Genomic DNA, 18,931 nt, shown 5'->3' on the forward strand with positions numbered 1-18,931 from the left:
CGCGAGGAGCACCGTAGCAATGCCCGAACGCGGGGTACGCCCCGGACCACGGGCCGTTCGCCCACCGTCCGCAGCGGCGGGCGAACGGCGTCCGGCACCGGGGGTGGCGGACGTGCGGACTCCCTGCCGGCGGGGGACCGGCAGGGAGTCCGGACGGCAGCGCCCGTGAGGGGGGCGCGGCCGTCGGCCGGGGGCGGACTTTGGTCAGTGGTTGCTCGGGAAGCCCAGGTTGATGCCGCCGTCGGACGGGTCGGGCCAGCGGGTGGTGACGACCTTGCCGCGGGTGTAGAAGTGCACGCCGTCGTTGCCGTAGATGTGGTGGTCGCCGAAGAGCGAGTCCTTCCAGCCGCCGAAGGAGTGGTAGCCCACCGGGACCGGGATCGGCACGTTCACGCCGACCATGCCGGCCTCGACCTCCAGCTGGAAGCGGCGGGCCGCGCCGCCGTCCCGGGTGAAGATCGCGGTGCCGTTGCCCCACGGCGAGGAGTTCATCAGCTCGATGGCCTGCTCGTAGGTCTCGACGCGGACGACCGAGAGCACCGGGCCGAAGATCTCGTCGCGGTAGGCGTCCATCTCGGGCGTGACGTTGTCGAGCAGCGAGACGCCCATCCAGTGGCCGTCCTCGTAGCCCTCGACGGTGTAGCCGGTGCCGTCGATGACGACGTCGGCGCCCTGGGCGGCGGCGCCGGTGACGTAGGAGGCGACCTTGTCGCGGTGGGCCTTGGTGATCAGCGGGCCCATCTCGGACGCCGGGTCGTCGCCGGGGCCGATGCACAGCCGGTCGGCGCGCTCCTTGATCTTGCCGATCAGCGGGTCGGCGGTGTCGCCGACGGCGACGACCACGGAGATCGCCATGCAGCGCTCGCCGGCCGAGCCGTACGCGGCGTTGATCGCGGAGTCGGCGGCCAGGTCGAGGTCGGCGTCCGGGAGGACCAGCATGTGGTTCTTGGCGCCGCCCAGCGCCTGGACGCGCTTGCCGTTGGCGGTGCCGGTGGTGTGGATGTACCGGGCGATGGGGGTGGAGCCCACGAAGGAAACGGCGGCGACGTCCGGGTGCCCCAGCAGGGCGTCGACGGCCACCTTGTCGCCGTTGACGACGTTCAGCACGCCGTCGGGCAGGCCCGCCTCGGCGGCCAGCTCGGCGAGCTTGTACGCGGCGCTGGGCACCTTCTCGCTCGGCTTGAGGATGAAGGTGTTGCCGCAGGCGATGGCGAGCGGGAACATCCACATCGGGACCATCGCGGGGAAGTTGAACGGCGTGATGCCGGCGACCACGCCCAGCGACTGGCGGATCGCGGCCACGTCCACCCGCGTGGAGACCTGGGTGGACAGCTCGCCCTTGAGCTTCTCCGTGATGCCGCAGGCCAGCTCGACGATCTCCAGACCGCGGGCGACCTCGCCCAGCGCGTCGGAGTGCACCTTGCCGTGCTCGGCGGTGATCAGCCGGGCCAGCTCGTCGCGGTGCGCGTCCACCAGCTCGCGGTACTTGAACAGCACCGAGGTGCGCTTGGCCAGCGAGCTGGTGCCCCAGCCGCGGTACGCCTCCTTGGCGGCGCGGACCGCGGCGTCGGCCTCGTCGACCGAGGCGAAGGCGACCTGCTTCTCCTGGGCGCCGGTGGCCGGGTTGTAGACCGGCCCGAAGTTGCCCGAAACGCCCTCGACGGGCTTGCCGCCGATCCAGTGGTTGATGGTCTTCATGCGAGGGGCCTTTCGTACGGTGCGGCGGAGCGGATGTCAGAGGTGGCGGCGGCGTGCGGCGGCGTGCTCGTCGTACGCCGTGCGGGCGGCGACCGCCGCCGGACGCGTCGCGGTCTCGGCAACGGGTACATCCCACCAGGCTTGCGCGGGCGGTGCGCCCGGCACAGTGTCAGTCGTTTTGGTCTCCACGTAGACACATGTGGGCGTTTTTGCGCCGCGGGCCTCGACGAGGGCGGTGCGCAGTTCGGCGACGGTCGTGGCGCGCAGCACCCGCATGCCCAGGGAGGCGGCGTTGGCGGCGAGGTCGACGGGCAGCGGCGCGCCGGTGTACGTGCCGTCCGGGGCGCGGAAGCGGTAGTCGGTGCCGAAGCGCTCGCCGCCGGTCTGCTCGGAGAGGCCGCCGATGGAGGCGTAGCCGTGGTTCTGGACGAGGACGAGGGTGAAGGTGATGCCCTCCTGGACGGCGGTGACGATTTCGGTGGGGTTCATCAGGTATGTACCGTCACCGACGAGCGCCCACACCGGCCGGTCCGGAGCGGCCATCCGGACTCCGATCGCGGCCGGGATCTCGTAGCCCATGCAGGAGTAGCCGTATTCGAGGTGGTACTGCCTGCGGGACCGGGCGCGCCAGAGTTTGTGCAGGTCACCGGGGAGGGAGCCGGCCGCGTTGACGATGATGTCGGATGCGTCGACGACCGCGTCGAGCGCCCCGAGGACCTGGGTCTGCGAGGGCTGCGCGGCGGGGTCGGGGGCCGCGAACGCGGCGTCCACCCGGCGCTCCCAGTCGGCCTTGGCCGCGGCGTACTCCGCCTCGTAGGCGGCGTCCACCCGGTGGCCGGTGAGGGCCTCGCGGAGCGCGTCGAGTCCGGCCCGGGCGTCGGCGACCAGGGCGAGGGCGCCGAGCTTGTGGGAGTCGAACGCGGCGACGTTGAGGTTGACGAAGCGGACCCGGGGTTCGGCGAAGAGGGTGGCGGAGGCGGTGGTGAAGTCGGTGTAGCGGGTGCCGACGCCGATCACGACGTCGGCCCGCCGGGCCAGTGCGTCGGCGGTGGCGGTGCCGGTGTGGCCGATGCCGCCGACGTCCGCGGGGTGGTCGTGGCGCAGCGATCCCTTGCCGGCCTGGGTGGAGGCGACCGGGATGCCGGTGGCGTCGACGAGGTCCCGCAGCGCCTCCTCGGCCTCGCTGTGGTGGACGCCGCCGCCGACGACGAGCAGCGGCCGGCGGGCCGCGCGCAGTGCCCGCACCGCCTCCGCCAGGGCGTCGGCGTCGGGCGCGGGCCGGGGCACCCGCCACACCCGGTCGGCGAAGAACTCCACCGGCCAGTCGTACGCCTCGGCCTGCACGTCCTGGGGCAGCGCGAGGGTGACGGCGCCGGTCTCGACCGGGTCGGCGAGCACCCGCATCGCCTGGAGGGCCGCCGGGACCAGCGCTTCCGGGCGGGTGATCCGGTCGAAGTAGCGGGAGACCGGGCGCAGCGCGTCGTTGACCGACACGTCGCCCGCGGACGGCACTTCGAGCTGCTGGAGCACCGGGTCGGCGGGCCGGGTGGCGAACACGTCGCCGGGCAGCAGCAGCACCGGGAGGCGGTTGACGGTGGCGAGCGCGGCTCCGGTGACGAGGTTGGTGGCGCCGGGGCCGATGGAGGTGGTGACGGCCTGCGCGGAGAGCCGGTCGCACTGCCGGGCGTAGCCCACCGCGGCGTGCACCATGGCCTGTTCGTTGCGGCCCTGGAGGTACGGGAGCTTCGGGGGTGCGTCGGTCGCCTCCGGGGACGCCGCGCTGCCGGACTCCAGCAGCGCCTGCCCGATGCCGGCGACGTTGCCGTGTCCGAAGATGCCCCAGCAGGCGGTGATCAGGCGGTGCCGACGGCCGTCCCGCTCGGTGTACTGGTGGGCGAGGAACTCCACCAGGGCCTGCGCGACGGTCAGCCGGCGGGTGCCGGCCGGGCCGGTCGCCGACCGGTCCGGCGCGTCGCTCGCCCGGGGAGGGGTCGAAGCGCTGGTCGGGTCGTTGGTCGGCGCGGTCATCGCGGGTCTCCTGCCGGTGCCGGTGCGGTGTACAGAGGGAGTCGGGGGTCGACCGGCTGCTGCGGCCAGGTCGTGCGGATCCAGCCGTGGTCGGGGTGGTCGCAGATCAGCCACTCGCGCGTCGCGCCCGGCCCCGCCATGACGTTGAGGTAGTACATGTCGTGCCCGGGGGCGGCGATGGACGGGCCGTGCCAGCCGTCCGGGATGAGCACCGCGTCGCCCGTGCGGACCTCGGCGAGGAGGTCGGTGCCGCGCCCGTGTCCGGAGGGCGTCACCCGCTGGTAGCCCAGGCCCGCCGTCCCGTGGGCGGCCGCGATCTCGAAGTAGTAGATCTCTTCGAGCGCGGACTCCTCGCCGGGGCGGCACTCGTCGTGCTTGTGCGGCGGGTACGACGACCAGTTGCCGCCGGGGGTGAGCACCTCCACCGCGATCAGCCGGTCGCAGTCGAACGCGCCGGCCGCGGCGAAGTTGTTGACCTGCCGCGAGCAGGTGCCGGAGCCGCGCAGTTCCACGGGCACGTCGGACGCGGCGCCGTGGCGGGCGGGCAGCCGGCGGGTGCAGCGGGCCCCGGTGAGCGCGAACCGGCCGCCGGCCGGGCTGGCGATCCTGACCCCTGCGTCCCGCGGCACGTAGGCGAAGTCCGTCACGCCGTGGAACACGCTCTCCCGCCCGGCCAGTTCGAACGTCCCGCCGTCGGGGCCGTCCGCCCGGACCGTGCAGCCGCCGGCGAGCGGCAGCACGATCCACTCGCTGTCGCCGGTGGCGAAGGAGTGGACACCGCCCGGCGGGAGTTCGAGGATCCGCAACGCGGAGTAGCCCCAGCCGGCCGTCTCCGGCACGACGTCGAGGGCGTACGCCCCCGCGGCGGCGCGGCCCGCCGGGAGGTGGAAGGAGGGTGCGGCGGGGGGCTCGGCGCGCCCGCCGTGGGGGGTGTCGGGCCCGTGCGGCGTGTCGTGCCCGCGGGCCGGCTGGGTGTCTGCGAACTCGGCGCTCATGACTGCAAGTCTCCTACTCGCCACTGACAGTGAAGTTCTCCGGCGGTGCGGCGCCCGGCGCGGGCCGCCCGCCGCGACGGCGTCGCCCGGCTCTAGAGCAGCCCCACCGCCGTGTCGACCGCGCCCGCCACGTCGCCGTCCGCCGGGTAGAGCAGCGAACGGCCGACGACCAGGCCGTGCACGGTCGGCAGCCGGAGCGCCTTGCGCCACTTCTCGTAGGCGGCCTCCTGTCCCCGCGCCGTCCCGCCGACGTCGCCGCCGAGGAGGACGACGGGCAGGGTGGAGGTCTCGCAGACGCGGGCCATCGCGTCGGGGTCGTCGGTGACCGGGAGCTTCAGCCAGGTGTAGGCGGAGGTGCCGCCGAGGCCGGAGGCGATGGCGACGGAGCGGGTGACCGCGTCGGGGCTGAGGTCGTTGCGGACCGCGCCGTCCACCCGCCGGGAGAGGAACGGTTCGACGAACGTGGGCAGTTGGCGTTCCGCCATCGCGTCGATGGCGCGGGCGGTGGCCTCCAGGGTGGCCAGCGAACCGGGATCGTCGTAGTCGATCCGCAGCAGCAGCTTGCCGGCGTCGAAGCGGAGCCGGGCGATGTCCTGGGGCCGGTGGCCGGTGAACCGGTCGTCCATCTCGAAGGCGGCGCCGGCGATCCCGCCGCGGTTCATGGAGCCCATGACGACCTTGCCTTCGAGGGCGCCGAGCAGCAGCAGGTCCTCCAGGATGTCGGCGGTGGCCAGCACCCCGTCGACACCGGGCCGGGACAGCGCCAGCACCAGCCGTTCGAGCAGGTCCAGGCGGTTGGCCATGGCCATGCGGCGGTCGCCGACGGCGAGCGCGCCCCGGGCCGGGTGGTCGGCGGCGACGATCATCAGCCGGCCGCTGTCGCCGAGCAGGGGGCGACGGGTGCGGCGGGCGGCGGCCTCCGCGACGGCTCCGGGATGCCGGGCCCGTAGCGCGGGGAGGTCACTGATCCGTGGGGACAAGGCTCAACTCACCTTCTTGAGGACGCGAATGGGGGCGGGGCGGGCGACCGGGAGGGGCGGACCCGCTCACCGTGCCGCGAGGAACTCCTCGACCTCCGCGGCCGTCGGCATCGCGGACGAGCAGGCGAGGCGGGAGGCGACGATCGCCCCGGCGGCATTGGCGTGGCGCATCATCGGCTCCAACTCCCGTCCGGCCAGCAGCCCGTGGCACAGCGAGCCGCCGAACGCGTCCCCGGCACCGAGCCCGTTGACCACCTCGACCGGGGTGGGCGGCACCTCGGCGCAGCGCCCGTCCCGATGGACGGCGAGCACCCCCTTAGGGCCCTGCTTGATGACGGCCAGTTCCACGCCCCGGTCGAGCAGCGCCTCGGCGCACGCCTTCGGTTCCCGCAGGCCGGTGGCGACCTCCGCCTCGTCGACGTTGCCGACCGCGACCGTGGCGTGCCGCAACGCCGCCTCGTAGTACGGCCGGGCGGCGGCCCTCGCGGCCGCGCCGGTGACCCCGCCGGCCCCGGAGGCGCCGCCCTCGCCGCCCCAGAACATCGGCCGCCAGTCCAGGTCGAAGACGGTGGTGCCCCGGCGGTCCCGCGCCTCCAGTGCGGCCAGGGTGGCGGCGCGGCTCGGCTCCTCGCACAGTCCGGTGCCGGTGATCCAGAAGATCCGGGCCGCGGCGACGGCCGCCAGGTCCAGCTCCTCGGGCCGGATGGCGAGGTCCGGGGCCTTGGGGCGGCGGTAGAAGTACAGCGGGAAGTCGTCCGGCGGGAAGATCTCGCAGAACGTGACCGGCGTGGGGAGGTCCGCCACCGGGGTCACCCAACGGTCGTCGACGCCGAAGTCGGAGAGCGCCTGGTGGAGGTAGTCCCCGAACGGGTCGCGTCCGGTGCGGCTGATGACGGCGGTGCGGCGGCCCAGCCGGGCGGCGGCCACCGCGACGTTGGCGGCCGAGCCGCCGAGGAACTTCCCGAACGTCTCCACCTGGGCGAGCGGCACGCCCGTCTGCAACGGGTAGAGGTCCACCCCGATGCGCCCCATGGTGATCAGGTCGTACGGCTCGGTCATTGCAGGCCCCTTCGGGTCACCCGGCGCGACGGTGCCGGCCCCTGCCCCGGCGGAGCCGGGAGCGCGGGGCGGTCGACGGCGGATCGGTCGATCGGAGCCGGCTCTCCCCGCCGGCTCCCGCTCCGAACAAAGGTCTAACCGCCCGCCACAAACCCTGTCAACACTTTGTCCTTACATTAAGACGTCAACCGTTCCTCCTCGGCCATCCGGCCCCGCACCCGCCCGGCACCCCCGCCACCCCCGCCCCTCCAAGTCCTTAAGTCCTTATGTCAGGACGAAGTCTTGACACTCCCCAGGGCGACAGAGAGGCTGTGCCCCACAACCGACCCCAGCGCCTCCCGGTCACCGCCGACCGGCGAGAGGAGAGCCGCAGCATGTCCGCACCCCGTGCCGCCTCGCCCGTCCTGGACCGCCTCCGCATCGGTTCCGCCCCCGACTCCTGGGGCGTCTGGTTCCCCGACGACGCACGACAAGTCCCCTGGCAGCGCTTCCTGGACGAGGTCGCCGAAGCCGGCTACGCCTGGATCGAACTCGGCCCGTACGGCTACCTGCCCACCGACCCCGCGGCGCTGCGCGCGGAGACCGACCGCCGCGACCTGAAGGTCTCCGCCGGCACCGTCTTCACCTCGCTGCACCACGGCCCGTCCGTATGGGACGCGACCTGGACGCACGTCCGCGAAGTCGCCACCCTCACCCGGGCGATGGGCGCCGGGCACCTCGTCGTCATCCCGTCCTTCTGGCGGGACGACAAGACCGCCGAGATCATCGAGCCGCCCGAGCTGACCGTCGAGCAGTGGAAGCACCTGACCACCGGCATGGAGCGCCTCGGCAAGCGGGTCCGCGACGAGTTCGGGCTGGACATCGTCGTCCACCCGCACGCCGACACCCACCTCGACACCGAGGAGCACGTCGCCCGCTTCCTCGACGTCACCGACTCCGACCTGGTCAACCTGTGTCTGGACACCGGCCACTACGCCTACTGCGGCGGCGACAGCGTCAAGCTCATCCGCACCTACGGCGAACGGATCGGGTACCTCCACCTCAAGCAGGTGGACCCGGACGTCCTCGCCGACGTCGTCGCCAAGGGCACCCCGTTCGGCCCGGCCGTCCAACAGGGCGTGATGTGCGAGCCGCCGTTGGGCGTCCCGGCGCTGTCGCCCGTCCTGGAGGCCGCCCAGGAGCTGGACGTCGACCTGTTCGCCATCGTCGAGCAGGACATGTACCCGTGCCCGCCCGACCGGCCGTTCCCGATCGCCCAGCGGACGCGCCGCTTCCTGCGGTCCTGCGGGGCGTGAGTGATCCTCGGCAGTACGGCCGGCCGCGGCCCGTAGGCGGACGGGGTGCGCGCGGAGGAACGGCGCGCGCACCGGGGACGACGAGGTGCGAGAGGAACGGCGTGAGGGACGACATGGGCGAGACGAGGGACGGCATGGGCACGACGCGCGAGACGGGCACGGTGGACGGGAGGAGCACGGTGGGACACGCACCGGAAGCAGCAGCGGCGCGGGGCGCGCACGGGGTGGAGGGCCGCCCGGGCACGTTGGGCGTCGCGGTCATCGGGACCGGACGCATGGGCGCCGACCACGTGCGGCGCCTCCACGACGTGATCAGCGGGGCCAGGGTGGCGGCGGTGGCCGACCTCGACGCCGACCGGGCGGCGCGGCTGGCCAGGGACGTCGGCGGGGCCACCGCCTACACGGATCCGGCCGCCGCCATGGACGACCCCGGCGTGGACGCCGTCCTGATCGCGTCGCCGGGGCCGGCGCACGAGGCGGCGCTGCTGGACGCCTTCGCCCGCGACCTGCCGGTGCTGTGCGAGAAGCCGCTGACCCCGGACGCGGCGTCCGCGCTGCGGGTCCTGGAGGCCGAGCAGAAGCTGGGCCACCGCCGCGTCCAGGTGGGCTTCATGCGCCGCTACGACGCCGGCTACCGCACCCTGAAGTCCCTGCTCACGAAGGGGACTCACGGCCGTCCGCTGATGCTGCACCACAAGCACCGCAACGCCGACACGCCACCCGGCTTCACCAACGCGATGATGATCAACGACTCGGTGGTGCACGAGATCGACGTGACGCGCTGGCTGCTCGACGAGGAGATCACCGCGGTGCGGGTGCTGCGCCCGGCCCCGACCGGCAACGCGCCGGAGGGGCTGAGCGACCCGCAGCTGATCCTCTTCGAGACCTCGGCGGGCCAGGTCGTCGACACCGAACTCTTCGTCAACTGCGGCTTCGGCTACCAGGTCAGCTGCGAGGCGGTCTGCGAGGGCGGCACCGCCCGGATCGGCGACGACCACGGGGTCTTCGTCAACGCCGCCGGCCAGTGGGGCGGCACCATCCCCCCCGGCTTCGTGGAGCGCTTCGAGGACGCGTACGACCGGCAGGTGCAGCACTGGGTGGACGCCACCCGCCGCGGCGAGGTCGAGGGCCCGAGCTGCTGGGACGGCTACGCGGCGGCCGTGGTGTGCGAGGCGGGCGTCCTGGCCCAGGCCAGCGGCGAACGCGTCCCGGTCGAACTGATCGAGCGCCCGGACCTCTACGGCTGACGGGCCCGGCCCGCCGAGGGGCCGCCCCCGCCGGGCGGCCCCGCCAGCCGGCGGCGCGCTCCAGCCCGCGGCCCGCACCCGCCGTCCGACTCCGCACGCCAGGTGACACACGTCCGCCATCACGGTCGACTTATCGATTTTCCTGGGCACCGAGCCGCCCCTCCCCCACCCTCACTCCCCCGAGCCCGCACGCCACCGAAAGGCCGCACCATGCGTACCGCGCACGGTCCCCGCCCGCCCCACAGGCCGGCGGTCGGGGGCAGCTCCCCCGAGCCGCCCGTCCCGCCGCCGCCCCCGCCGCGGACGCCCGCCCGCACCGCCCGGCGGTTCATCGTCGCCATCGCCGCCATCGCGGCGCTCGGCGGCGCACTGTTCGGCTACGACACCGGGGTGGTCTCGGGCGCGCTCCCCTTCATGACGGCGCACTTCGGCCTCACCTCCCTCGGCGAAGGCGTCGTCACCAGCGCCCTCCTGATCGGCGCCGCCTTCGGCTCGCTGGCCGGTGGCCGGATGGCCGACGCGCTGGGGCGGCGCAACTCGCTGCTGTGGGCCGGCGCGGTGTTCACCGGCGGAGCGGTGGCGGTCGCCCTGGCGCCCACCGTGCCGTTCATGGCCCTCGCGCGCTTCGTGCTGGGCCTCGCCGTCGGCAGCGCCTCCGTCATCACCCCGCTCTACCTCTCCGAGATCGCGCCCCCGCACGTCCGCGGCCGGCTGGTCTCGTTCAACTCCCTGATGATCGTCAGCGGTCAGCTGCTGGCGTACCTCGTCAACGCCGTGCTGGCCCATTGGGAGGCGTGGCGCTGGATGCTGGGACTGGCCGCGCTGCCCGCGGTGGCGCTGTTCCTCGGCGTCCTCTTCCTGCCCGACACGCCGCGCTGGTACGTCAGCCGGGGGCGGCGGGACGAGGCCGGCGCGGTGCTGCGCCGCACGCTGGCCGCCGACGACGTCCCGGCGGAACTCACCCGCATCGAGCAGGCCCACGACATGGCGGCCGACGCCCGACGCGGCGGCTGGCGCGAACTGCAACGCCCCTGGGTGCGGCGGCTGCTGCTGATCGGCATCGGGCTGGCGGCCGTCCAGCAGATCACCGGGGTCAACGCGGTCATCTACTTCGCCCCCAAGATCCTGGCGACGACCGGTCTGGGAACCGACGCGGCGATCACCGCCACCATCGCGATCGGCGCCGTCTCTGTCCTCGCCACCGCGATCGGCATGTCCCTGATCGACCGGGTGGGCCGCCGCCCGATGCTCCTGTGGGGGCTCTCCGGGATGACGGTGTCGCTGGCGCTGCTGGGGGCCGCGTTCCACCTGCCGCACTCCACCGCCGTCAGCTTCCTCGTCCTCGGCCTGATGGTCCTGTACATGGGCTTCATGCAAGCGACCCTCAACACGGGCGTCTGGCTGCTGCTCGCCGAGATGTTCCCGCTGAAGGTGCGCGGACTGGCCATGGGGGCGGCGGTGTTCGTGATGTGGCTGGTCAACTTCGGGATCGCCCTGGCCTTCCCGCTGCTGCTCGACGCGGTCGGCCCCGCCGTCACGTTCTGGCTGTTCAGCGCACTGTGCGTGGCCTCGCTGGTCTTCTGCAAGCGGTACGCCCCGGAGACCAAGGGGCTGGCACTGGAGGACCTGGAGCAGGAACTCCGCAAGGCCGCGAACGCATCCACCGCGGACGCGACCACGCCCACGCCCACCCCCGTTCCCGAACACACCGATCGCAACTGACGGTTCCGCGTCGCCGCGCACCTCGTCCCGTCGGCGTCACGTCCGTCCCTCCCCCGTCACGACTGTCACCGTTACGCGGGCCTTCCGTCACAGCCCTTCGACAACCCCTCGCCGACGGTCACTCACCGTCGTTGTCCGGGCACAGGGTGAGTGATCACCCCGCCGTACGCAGCCCCCGCCGGCTCGCCGGGCCGGCCCTGCGCGCGGCACCGAGGAGGTGCGCAGAGATGACCGACCGAAGGCTCTGGTCGTACAAGGAAATCGCCGCCCACATCCAGGTGCAGCCGGACACCGTGCGGTCCTACCGCAAGCACGGATTGCTGCCGGAACCGGATCTGGTGGAGGGCGGCAAACCGTACTGGTACGCGGACACCGTCAGAGCCTGGGTGGCGCGGCGCCCGGGCCAACGCGGGCGGCAGTGACGGCCTCGGGACCACCTTCCGGCGAACCGCGCCCGGCAGTGGCCCCGTTGGACGAGCGGCGCTCCCCCACCCGACGGGCCGGCACCCCGGACGGCCGTCGCCCCCCGTCACCCCGCTCCGTCATCCCGTTCCTCTCCCACCTCCCCACCACCTCCCGCCCCAGAAAGGACCCCCGTGAAGATCGGTCTCATCGGCACCGGGCGCATTGGCGCGTTCCACGCCGCGACCTTGCAGAACGTCCCCGGCGTCACCGACCTCGTGGTCGCCGACGCGGACCCGGTGCGGGCCGCCGCACTCGCCGGCGACCTGGGCGTACGGGCCGCCGCCGACCTCGCGGCGCTGTACGCGGACGGCCTGGACGGGGTGGTCATCACCGCCGCGACCAGCGCGCACGCGACCTTGATCCATCAGGCGCTGGACGCCGGCGTGCCGGTCTTCTGCGAGAAGCCGGTGGCACTGGACGTGCCGGGCACCCGCGCCGTCGTGGCACGCGCCGAGGCCGGCCGGGTGCCCGTGCAGATCGGCTTCCAGCGACGGTTCGACGCCGGGTACCGGGCGGCGCGGGCGGCACTGCGCTCCGGCGAACTGGGCTGGGTGCACACCCTCCGCGCCTGCACCAGCGACCAGTCGCCGCCGCCGGCCGCCTTCATCCCCACCTCCGGCGGGCTGTTCCGGGACTGCAGCATCCACGACTTCGACGCCATGCGCTGGCTGACCGGTCGCGAGGTCGTCTCCGTCTACGCCCAGGGCGCCAACCGCGGCGCGGACTTCTTCGCCGCCGGCGACGACGTCGACACCTGCGCCGCGCTGCTGCGCTTCGACGACGACGCCCTGGCCACGGTCACCGCGACCCGCTACAACGGCGCCGGCCACGACGTCCGGTTGGAGGTCTGCGGCTCCGCGGGGGCCCGCTTCGTCGGCCTGGACGACCGGGCACCGATGCCGTCCGCCGAGACGGAACTGTCCTGGCGCCGGGCCGACGCCCCGTACGCCACGTTCATGGAGCGGTTCCACGACGCGTACGTCACCGAGCTGGGGGTCTTCGCCGAGGTGGCCGCGGGCCGCACGCCCAGCCCGTGCACCCCCGCCGAGGCGTTGGAGGCGCTGTACGTGGCGGAGGCGTGCGACCGCTCGCGCCGGACCGGCCGGCCGGTGGCCGTGGCGGACGTGCGGGCGGCCGGGGACGGTGGTGCGACGCCCGGCGCCTGACCGGCACCGCGGTCGCGGCGGCGCGGCCGCCGGTCGTCGGGGCCTTGGGGTCCACCGTGAGAAGCGCCCTAGTCACGGCCTTGGCCCGTCGCTCCCGGCAGCGTCGCCCGCCACTCGTTGGCCCGGAGGAGGTGACCCTTGGGGTACTCGATCTCGCACGGCCCCAGGAGGGTGAAGCCGGCCGTGCGGCACACCGCGTTGGACGCGACGTTGGCCACGGCGGGGAAGGCGTGGACGGTGCGGTGGCGGCCCTCCGCGGCGGCGGCCGCGAGGACCTGCCGCACCGCGCTCGCCGCGATGCCGCGCCCCTGGAACGCGGAGAGCACGCACCAGCCCGCCTCGTACCCCAACGCGCCGCGCCACTGCGTCTCCCAGAAGCCGACGGTGCCGACGGCCTCGCCCCGCGGCAGCAGGATGCGGTACATCCGACCCGGGCCCTCGCCGCCGAGGTATCTGAGGTGGCGCCGGTCGAGCTGCTCCTCGGTCTCGGGGCCGCCCAAGTGGAGGGTCATCTCAGGGGTGTTGGCCTGCTCCAGCAGCTCGCGGCCGGCTGCCGTCCACGGCGCGATCCGCACCGCGGGGGCGGCTTCGCGTGCTGCGGTTTCCCGTTCCGTCGTCATGCCCCCAACGTTACGGACGGCCACTGACAGTCACGCCGCGGTGATGGATGACGCCTGGTCACCGCCCTCCTCGCGGTCCGTGCGGGGAGGTTCGTCGGGGGGTCGCCGGGCGTCCCGGGCATCCCGGGCGCGCAGTGCGCGGCGACGGACGCCCCACTGGGCGGCGGTACCGGCGGCGGCCACGAGGACGGAGACGCCGATGCCGATGGCGGCGGCGTAGAAGGGGTTCCCGGCGGCGGCGCTGCCCAGGTAGCCGAGGCCGACGGAGTAGGTGGCCCACAGGGACTCGGCGAGACCCGCGCCGATCAGGTACTTGCGCAGCGGGTAGTGCAGCACCCCGGAGGCCAGGGCCCCGGCGATCCGCCCGGTGGGCAGGAACCGCACGGCGATCACGAAGGGCACGCCGTGCCGCCGGATCCGCCGGGACGTCCACGCGAGTGCCGCCCGGCGGCTCGGGCGGCGCAGCAGCCAGGCCCGGACGGGGCGGCCGAACCGCCGCGCGGCCAGGTACATCAGGACGTCGCCGAGCAGGGCGCTGCCGGCGACGACGACCAGGACGGGCGGGAGCGCGACGTGCCCCTCGGAGGCGAGCACGCCGGTGGAGACCAGGAGTGCGGAGTTGGGGACCAGTGGCGGCAGGGTGGTCAGCGCCAGCAGGCCGTAGAGGGCGAGTGTGCCGTCCATCGGCCGCCTCCTCGGATCCGCGCCCCGAGTCCGTATCCCCAGGCTGACGCGCGGCGGGACGGGCGGCAACGCGTGCGGCCACGGGTCCCCGGGGCTGGATCAATACCCCTAGGGGGTATACAGTGGCGAAAGTCGGGAGGACGACACCGGCCGCCACCGCGCTCCCTCGCGCCACTTGGCCACCACACTGGGCGCAACGGCCACATCGCCCGTACCGGCACATGTCGGCACACACGGCACCACGAGGAGAAACCCATGACCGAGAACGGCTCCTGCTGCACCCCCGAAGGCTCCTGCCACCCCGGCGGCGGCACCGCCGTCGAGGTCGGCGCGGTGACCACCACCTACCAGGTCACGGGCATGACCTGCGGCCACTGCGAGGGCGCGGTGTCGTCCGAGATCGGCGAGATCGCCGGCGTGAGCGCGGTGCAGGCGGTCGCCGCGACCGGCCTGGTGACCGTCACCTCGAAGGCGCCGCTGGACGAGGCCGCGGTCCGCGCGGCGGTCGACGAGGCGGGCTACGAGCTCGTCGGACTCGCCTGACACCGGCGCACGCACCCCCACGAGGCGCAGGGCGCACCCGCCGTCGACGGGTGCGCCCTGCGCCTCGTGTGCGTGGGGCGGGACCGCCCGCAACCGGGCACTGACGGTAATCGCCGCAGACCGGGACGATCAGCGACGAACGGTCACAACCTCAGAGCTTGGTCACAAAAATTCACATGTCCCTTACAACTCGCACAACACCCATACTTCGGGGTGGCGATCTGCAAAAGGAAGTCCTTGACCAGATTCGCCCCTATATGGCATGAGACCCAGATCACACTCATCGGAACGTAACCATTGAGGGGGGTCGCGAGTCTAACCGGGCAGTGCAGGCACCCCGGCGGGGCTTGCACTGCGACAGCCGTACAGGGTCTTTGGGGGACCGTGTTCGGCTCCGCGTTGGCCGGGGCGACGCGCCCGGGGAGCTTTGAGCGGCCCTCCCGAATGTGCGCGTCCCGGCAGAGCGCGGTGCAACCCGGAACGCCCGGACGGATCCCGTGGGGGGAATCCGCACCGGGACACGGGAAGCGCCCCGCACTCTGGACCCGTGGGGGGATCCGGAGGCGGGGCGCTTTCTCTTGCCCGCACACCGCGAAGCCGCCGGCGCGCGACCGGCACGGCCCGCGAGGGCGCGGAAACGCGTTTGCGCGATTATCGATCACCGGTGTGCAACGGCTGGTGTCGGCCCAGCCGTTACGCGAGGCCCGGGTTCAGCGCTCCTGGACGGGCACGAAGTCGCGCTCGACGACGCCGGTGTAGACCTGCCGCGGACGGCCGATGCGGGAACCGGGCTCGGTGATCATCTCGTGCCACTGGGCGATCCAGCCGGGCAGCCGGCCGAGCGCGAAGAGCACGGTGAACATCTCGGTCGGGAAGCCCATCGCCCGGTAGATCAGGCCGGTGTAGAAGTCGACGTTCGGGTAGAGCTTGCGCTCGACGAAGTAGTCGTCGGCCAGCGCGTGCTCTTCCAGCTTCAGGGCGATGTCGAGGAGCTCGTCCTCCTTGCCCAGCGCCGAGAGGACGTCGTGCGCAGCCGCCTTGATGATCTGCGCCCGGGGGTCGAAGTTCTTGTAGACGCGGTGCCCGAAGCCCATGAGCTTCACGCCGTCTTCCTTGTTCTTCACCTTGCGGATGAAGGTGTCGACGTCGCCGCCGGCGTCCCGGATGCCCTCCAGCATCTCCAGCACCGACTGGTTGGCGCCGCCGTGCAGCGGGCCCCAGAGGGCGTTGATGCCGGCCGAGATCGAGGCGAAGAGGTTCGCCTGCGAGGAGCCGACCAGGCGCACGGTGGAGGTCGAACAGTTCTGCTCGTGGTCCGCGTGCAGGATGAGCAGCTTGTCGAGCGCGCTGACCACGACGGGGTCCAGGTCGTACTCGGCGGCGGGGACCGAGAAGGTCATCCGCAGGAAGTTCTCGACGTAGCCGAGGTCGTTGCTCGGGTAGACGACCGGGTGGCCGACCGACTTCTTGTAGGCGTAGGCCGCGATGGTCGGAAGCTTGGCCAGCAGGCGGATCGTGGAGATGTGCCGCTGCCGCTCGTCGAACGGGTTGTGGCTGTCCTGGTAGAACGTCGACAGCGCGCTGACCACGGAGGACAGCATGGCCATCGGGTGGGCGTCCCGGGGGAAGCCGTCGTAGAAGCGCTTGACGTCCTCGTGCAGCAGGGTGTGGTACGTGATGTCCTGCTTGAAGGTCGCCAGCTCATCGACGGTGGGCAGCTCACCGTTGATCAGGAGGTAGGCGGTCTCCACGAACGTGCTGCGCTCCGCGAGCTGCTCGATCGGGTAACCGCGGTATCGAAGGATGCCCTTCTCGCCGTCGAGATAGGTGACCGCGGACTTGTACGCCGCGGTGTTGCCGTAACCGGAATCCAGGGTCACCAGACCGGTCTGGGCGCGCAGCTTCGAGATGTCGAAGCCCTTGTCGCCGACCGAGCTGTCGACGATCGGGTAGCTGTATTCGCCGTCCCCGTAACGCAGTACTACAGAGTTGTCGCTCACGTCATCCCTCACCGACGTTGTGCCTCTTCTTCGAGGTGCCCTGACTGCCTATACCTTCCCCCATTTGGACCTTGGATGTGCACTCGGGGTCGGCCATAGGGCCTCATCGCGGCACTCAGTGCCGCGTACGAGGTCCATCCTGCTCCCGTTCGCCCCGATTGGGAAAGAGGGGCGGCCTCACCTCACTCCGGCGAGCCGGTGATCCAGGGCCGTATGCCTCCGACCGGCGGATACCGTCCGCACGGCCTGTCCGAGGGCCCTCCGGGACCCCACCAGCACCACCAGGCGCTTCGCCCGCGTCACCGCCGTGTAGAGCAGATTGCGCTGGAGCATCATCCAGGCGCTGGTGGTGACCGGAATCACCACGGCCGGGTACTCGCTCCCCTGGGAGCGGTGGATCGTCACCGCATAGGCGTGGGCCAGCTCGTCGAGTTCGTCGAAGTCGTACGGGACCTCCTCGTCCTCGTCCGTGATGACCGTCAGGCGCTGCTCGACGACGTCGAGGCCGGTGACCACCCCCACGGTGCCGTTGAAGACGCCGTTGCGGCCCTTCTCGTAGTTGTTCCTGATCTGGGTGACCTTGTCGCCGACGCGGAAGACCCGGCCGCCGAAGCGGCGCTCGGGGAGGTCCGGGCGGGCCGGGGTGACCGCCTGCTGGAGCAGGCCGTTGAGCGACCCTGCGCCGGCCGGGCCGCGGTGCATCGGGGCCAGCACCTGGACGTCCCGGCGCGGGTCGAGGCCGAACTTCGCGGGGATCCGGCGCGCCACCACGTCGACCGTCAGCCGGGCGGCCTCCTCCGCGTCCTCCTCAGGGAACAGGAAGAAGTCCGCCAGACCGGTGGTCAGCGGCGGGACGCCGGAATTGATGCGGTGCGCGTTGGTGACCACACCGGACTGCTGGGCCTGGCGGAAGATCTTGGTCAGCCGGACGGCGGGGACGGGCCCGGTCCCGCCCCCGGCGAGCAGATCGCGCAGCACCTCGCCGGCACCCACCGACGGCAGCTGGTCGACGTCGCCCACCAGCAGCAGGTGGGCGCCGGGCGGCACCGCCTTGACGAGTTTGTTCGCCAACAGCAGATCGAGCATCGACGCCTCGTCGACCACCACCAGATCGGCGTCCAACGGGCGGTCCGCGTCGTAGGCGGCGTCCCCGCCCGGCCTGAGCTCCAACAGGCGGTGGACCGTGGACGCGTCCGCGCCCGTCAGCTCCGCCAGCCGCTTGGCGGCCCGGCCCGTGGGGGCCGCCAGCACCACCGTGGCGCGCTTGGCGCGGGCCAGCTCGACCACCGAGCGGACGGTGAACGACTTGCCGCAGCCCGGACCGCCGGTGAGCACCGCGACCTTGCTCGTCAGCGCCAGCCGGACCGCCGCCTGCTGCTCGGGGGCCAGCTGCGTACCGGTGCGCCGGGCCAGCCACGCCAGCGCCTTGTCCCAGTCCACGTCCTGGAAGACGGGCATCCGGTCGTCCTCCGTGCGCAGCAGTCGGGTCAGCCGCCCGGCCAGGGAGATCTCGGCGCGGTGGAACGGCACCAGGTACACCGCGGTGACCGGAGCGCCGTCCTCCGGGCCGGGCACCTTCTCGCGGACCACGCCCTCCGGGTCCTCGGCCAGCTCGGCCAGGCAGTCGATGACCAGCCCGGTGTCCACCTGGAGCAACTTCACCGCGTCCGCGATCAGTTGCTCCTCGGGCAGGAAGCAGTGGCCCTGGTCCGTGGACTGCGACAGGGCGTACTGGAGGCCGGACTTGACCCGGTCCGGGCTGTCGTGCGGGATGCCCACCGCCTGGGCGATCCGGTCGGCGGTCAGGAAGCCGATGCCCCACACGTCGGCGGCCAGGCGGTAGGGCTGGTTCTTCACCACGGAGATCGAGGCGTCGCCGTACTTCTTGTAGATCCGCACGGCGATGGAGGTGGACACGCCGACGCCCTGGAGGAAGACCATCACCTCCTTGATCGCCTTCTGCTCCTCCCACGCGGCGCCGATCAGCTTGGTCCGCTTGGGCCCCAGGCCGGGCACCTCGATCAGCCGCCCGGGCTCCTGCTCGATCACGTCGAGGGTGTCGATGCCGAAGTGCTCGGTGATGCGGTCGGCGATCCGGGGGCCGATGCCCTTGATCAGGCCCGAGCCCAGGTAGCGGCGGATGCCCTGGACCGTGGCCGGCAGGACGGTGGTGTAGTTCTCCACCGTGAACTGCTTGCCGTACTGGGGATGGGAGCCCCAGCGACCCTCCATCCGGAGCGACTCCCCCGGCTGCGCGCCGAGCAGTGCGCCGACGACGGTCAGCAGGTCGTTGGAACCACGGCCGGTGTCGACCCGGGCGACCGTGTAGCCGTTCTCCTCGTTGGCGTACGTGATCCGCTCCAGGACCCCTTCCACCACCGCTGCGTTGACCATGCCCCGACGGTACCGCCGGGGGCCGACAGCGGTGC

General features: G+C 72.8%; 15 protein-coding genes. 6 read left to right on the forward strand and 9 right to left on the reverse strand.

Going from position 1 to position 18,931, the window contains the following annotated elements; all coding sequences use genetic code 11:
• Window positions 1–204: 204 nt before the first annotated feature.
• From ABD385_RS15600 to iolC, 5 genes are all read right to left on the reverse strand, one after another.
• Entirely contained in the window at window positions 205–1,698 is a 1,494-nt protein-coding gene (locus ABD385_RS15600) for a CoA-acylating methylmalonate-semialdehyde dehydrogenase (RefSeq protein ID WP_344575953.1), read from the reverse strand.
• A 36-nt stretch (window positions 1,699–1,734) separates the two neighbouring features.
• The gene (gene iolD, locus ABD385_RS15605; RefSeq protein ID WP_344575956.1) at window positions 1,735–3,726 is read right to left on the reverse strand and encodes a 3D-(3,5/4)-trihydroxycyclohexane-1,2-dione acylhydrolase (decyclizing); all 1,992 of its coding nucleotides are present in this window, start codon (window positions 3,724–3,726) and stop codon (window positions 1,735–1,737) included.
• Window positions 3,723–4,721 carry a 5-deoxy-glucuronate isomerase gene (iolB, locus tag ABD385_RS15610; protein ID WP_344575959.1) on the reverse strand — a complete coding sequence of 333 codons (999 nt, stop codon included), beginning with the start codon at window positions 4,719–4,721 and terminating at the stop codon, window positions 3,723–3,725. Before iolB ends, iolD begins: the two co-directional genes overlap by 4 nt.
• Window positions 4,722–4,813: 92 nt before the next feature.
• Window positions 4,814–5,701: a Cgl0159 family (beta/alpha)8-fold protein gene (locus ABD385_RS15615; RefSeq protein ID WP_344575961.1), complete on the reverse strand. Its 888-nt coding sequence runs from the start codon at window positions 5,699–5,701 to the stop codon at window positions 4,814–4,816.
• Between the two features lie 66 nt (window positions 5,702–5,767).
• Window positions 5,768–6,760, reverse strand: coding sequence for a 5-dehydro-2-deoxygluconokinase (iolC, locus tag ABD385_RS15620; protein ID WP_344575964.1), 993 nt, complete (start codon window positions 6,758–6,760; stop codon window positions 5,768–5,770).
• A 374-nt stretch (window positions 6,761–7,134) separates the two neighbouring features.
• Here iolC and ABD385_RS15625 point away from each other — a divergent pair, with 374 nt between their 5' ends.
• From ABD385_RS15625 to ABD385_RS15645, 5 genes are all read left to right on the forward strand, one after another.
• Window positions 7,135–8,055 (forward strand): sugar phosphate isomerase/epimerase family protein, encoded by a 921-nt coding sequence (locus ABD385_RS15625; RefSeq protein WP_344575966.1) that lies wholly within the window; start codon window positions 7,135–7,137, stop codon window positions 8,053–8,055.
• 245 nt (window positions 8,056–8,300) lie between these two features.
• Complete coding sequence (locus tag ABD385_RS15630; RefSeq protein ID WP_344576149.1) at window positions 8,301–9,302, forward strand: Gfo/Idh/MocA family protein; 1,002 nt, start codon at window positions 8,301–8,303, stop codon at window positions 9,300–9,302.
• A 210-nt stretch (window positions 9,303–9,512) separates the two neighbouring features.
• Window positions 9,513–11,024, forward strand: coding sequence for a sugar porter family MFS transporter (locus ABD385_RS15635; RefSeq protein ID WP_344575968.1), 1,512 nt, complete (start codon window positions 9,513–9,515; stop codon window positions 11,022–11,024).
• A 227-nt stretch (window positions 11,025–11,251) separates the two neighbouring features.
• On the forward strand, window positions 11,252–11,446 hold the full coding sequence (locus ABD385_RS15640) for a helix-turn-helix transcriptional regulator (RefSeq protein WP_344575971.1): 195 nt from the start codon (window positions 11,252–11,254) through the stop codon (window positions 11,444–11,446).
• 174 nt (window positions 11,447–11,620) lie between these two features.
• Window positions 11,621–12,655 carry a Gfo/Idh/MocA family protein gene (locus tag ABD385_RS15645; protein ID WP_344575973.1) on the forward strand — a complete coding sequence of 345 codons (1,035 nt, stop codon included), beginning with the start codon at window positions 11,621–11,623 and terminating at the stop codon, window positions 12,653–12,655.
• Between the two features lie 68 nt (window positions 12,656–12,723).
• Here ABD385_RS15645 and ABD385_RS15650 read toward each other — a convergent pair whose 3' ends face one another.
• Complete coding sequence (locus ABD385_RS15650) at window positions 12,724–13,275, reverse strand: GNAT family N-acetyltransferase (protein ID WP_344575976.1); 552 nt, start codon at window positions 13,273–13,275, stop codon at window positions 12,724–12,726.
• 30 nt (window positions 13,276–13,305) lie between these two features.
• Window positions 13,306–13,959, reverse strand: coding sequence for a DedA family protein (locus tag ABD385_RS15655; protein ID WP_344575979.1), 654 nt, complete (start codon window positions 13,957–13,959; stop codon window positions 13,306–13,308).
• A gap of 255 nt (window positions 13,960–14,214) precedes the next feature.
• On the opposite strand from ABD385_RS15655, the gene ABD385_RS15660 reads away from it, so the two are divergent.
• Entirely contained in the window at window positions 14,215–14,502 is a 288-nt protein-coding gene (locus ABD385_RS15660; RefSeq protein WP_344575981.1) for a heavy-metal-associated domain-containing protein, read from the forward strand.
• Window positions 14,503–15,212: 710 nt separating this feature from the next.
• On the opposite strand, the gene ABD385_RS15665 is transcribed toward ABD385_RS15660, so the two are convergent.
• Entirely contained in the window at window positions 15,213–16,502 is a 1,290-nt protein-coding gene (locus tag ABD385_RS15665) for a citrate synthase (protein WP_344575984.1), read from the reverse strand.
• A gap of 177 nt (window positions 16,503–16,679) precedes the next feature.
• Window positions 16,680–18,896, reverse strand: a complete 2,217-nt coding sequence (recD2, locus tag ABD385_RS15670; RefSeq protein WP_344575988.1) for an SF1B family DNA helicase RecD2 — start codon at window positions 18,894–18,896, stop codon at window positions 16,680–16,682.
• Window positions 18,897–18,931: the final 35 nt, after the last annotated feature.

The sequence above is a fragment of the Streptomyces lunalinharesii genome, from assembly GCF_039532155.1.
Taxonomy (GTDB): domain Bacteria; phylum Actinomycetota; class Actinomycetes; order Streptomycetales; family Streptomycetaceae; genus Streptomyces; species Streptomyces lunalinharesii.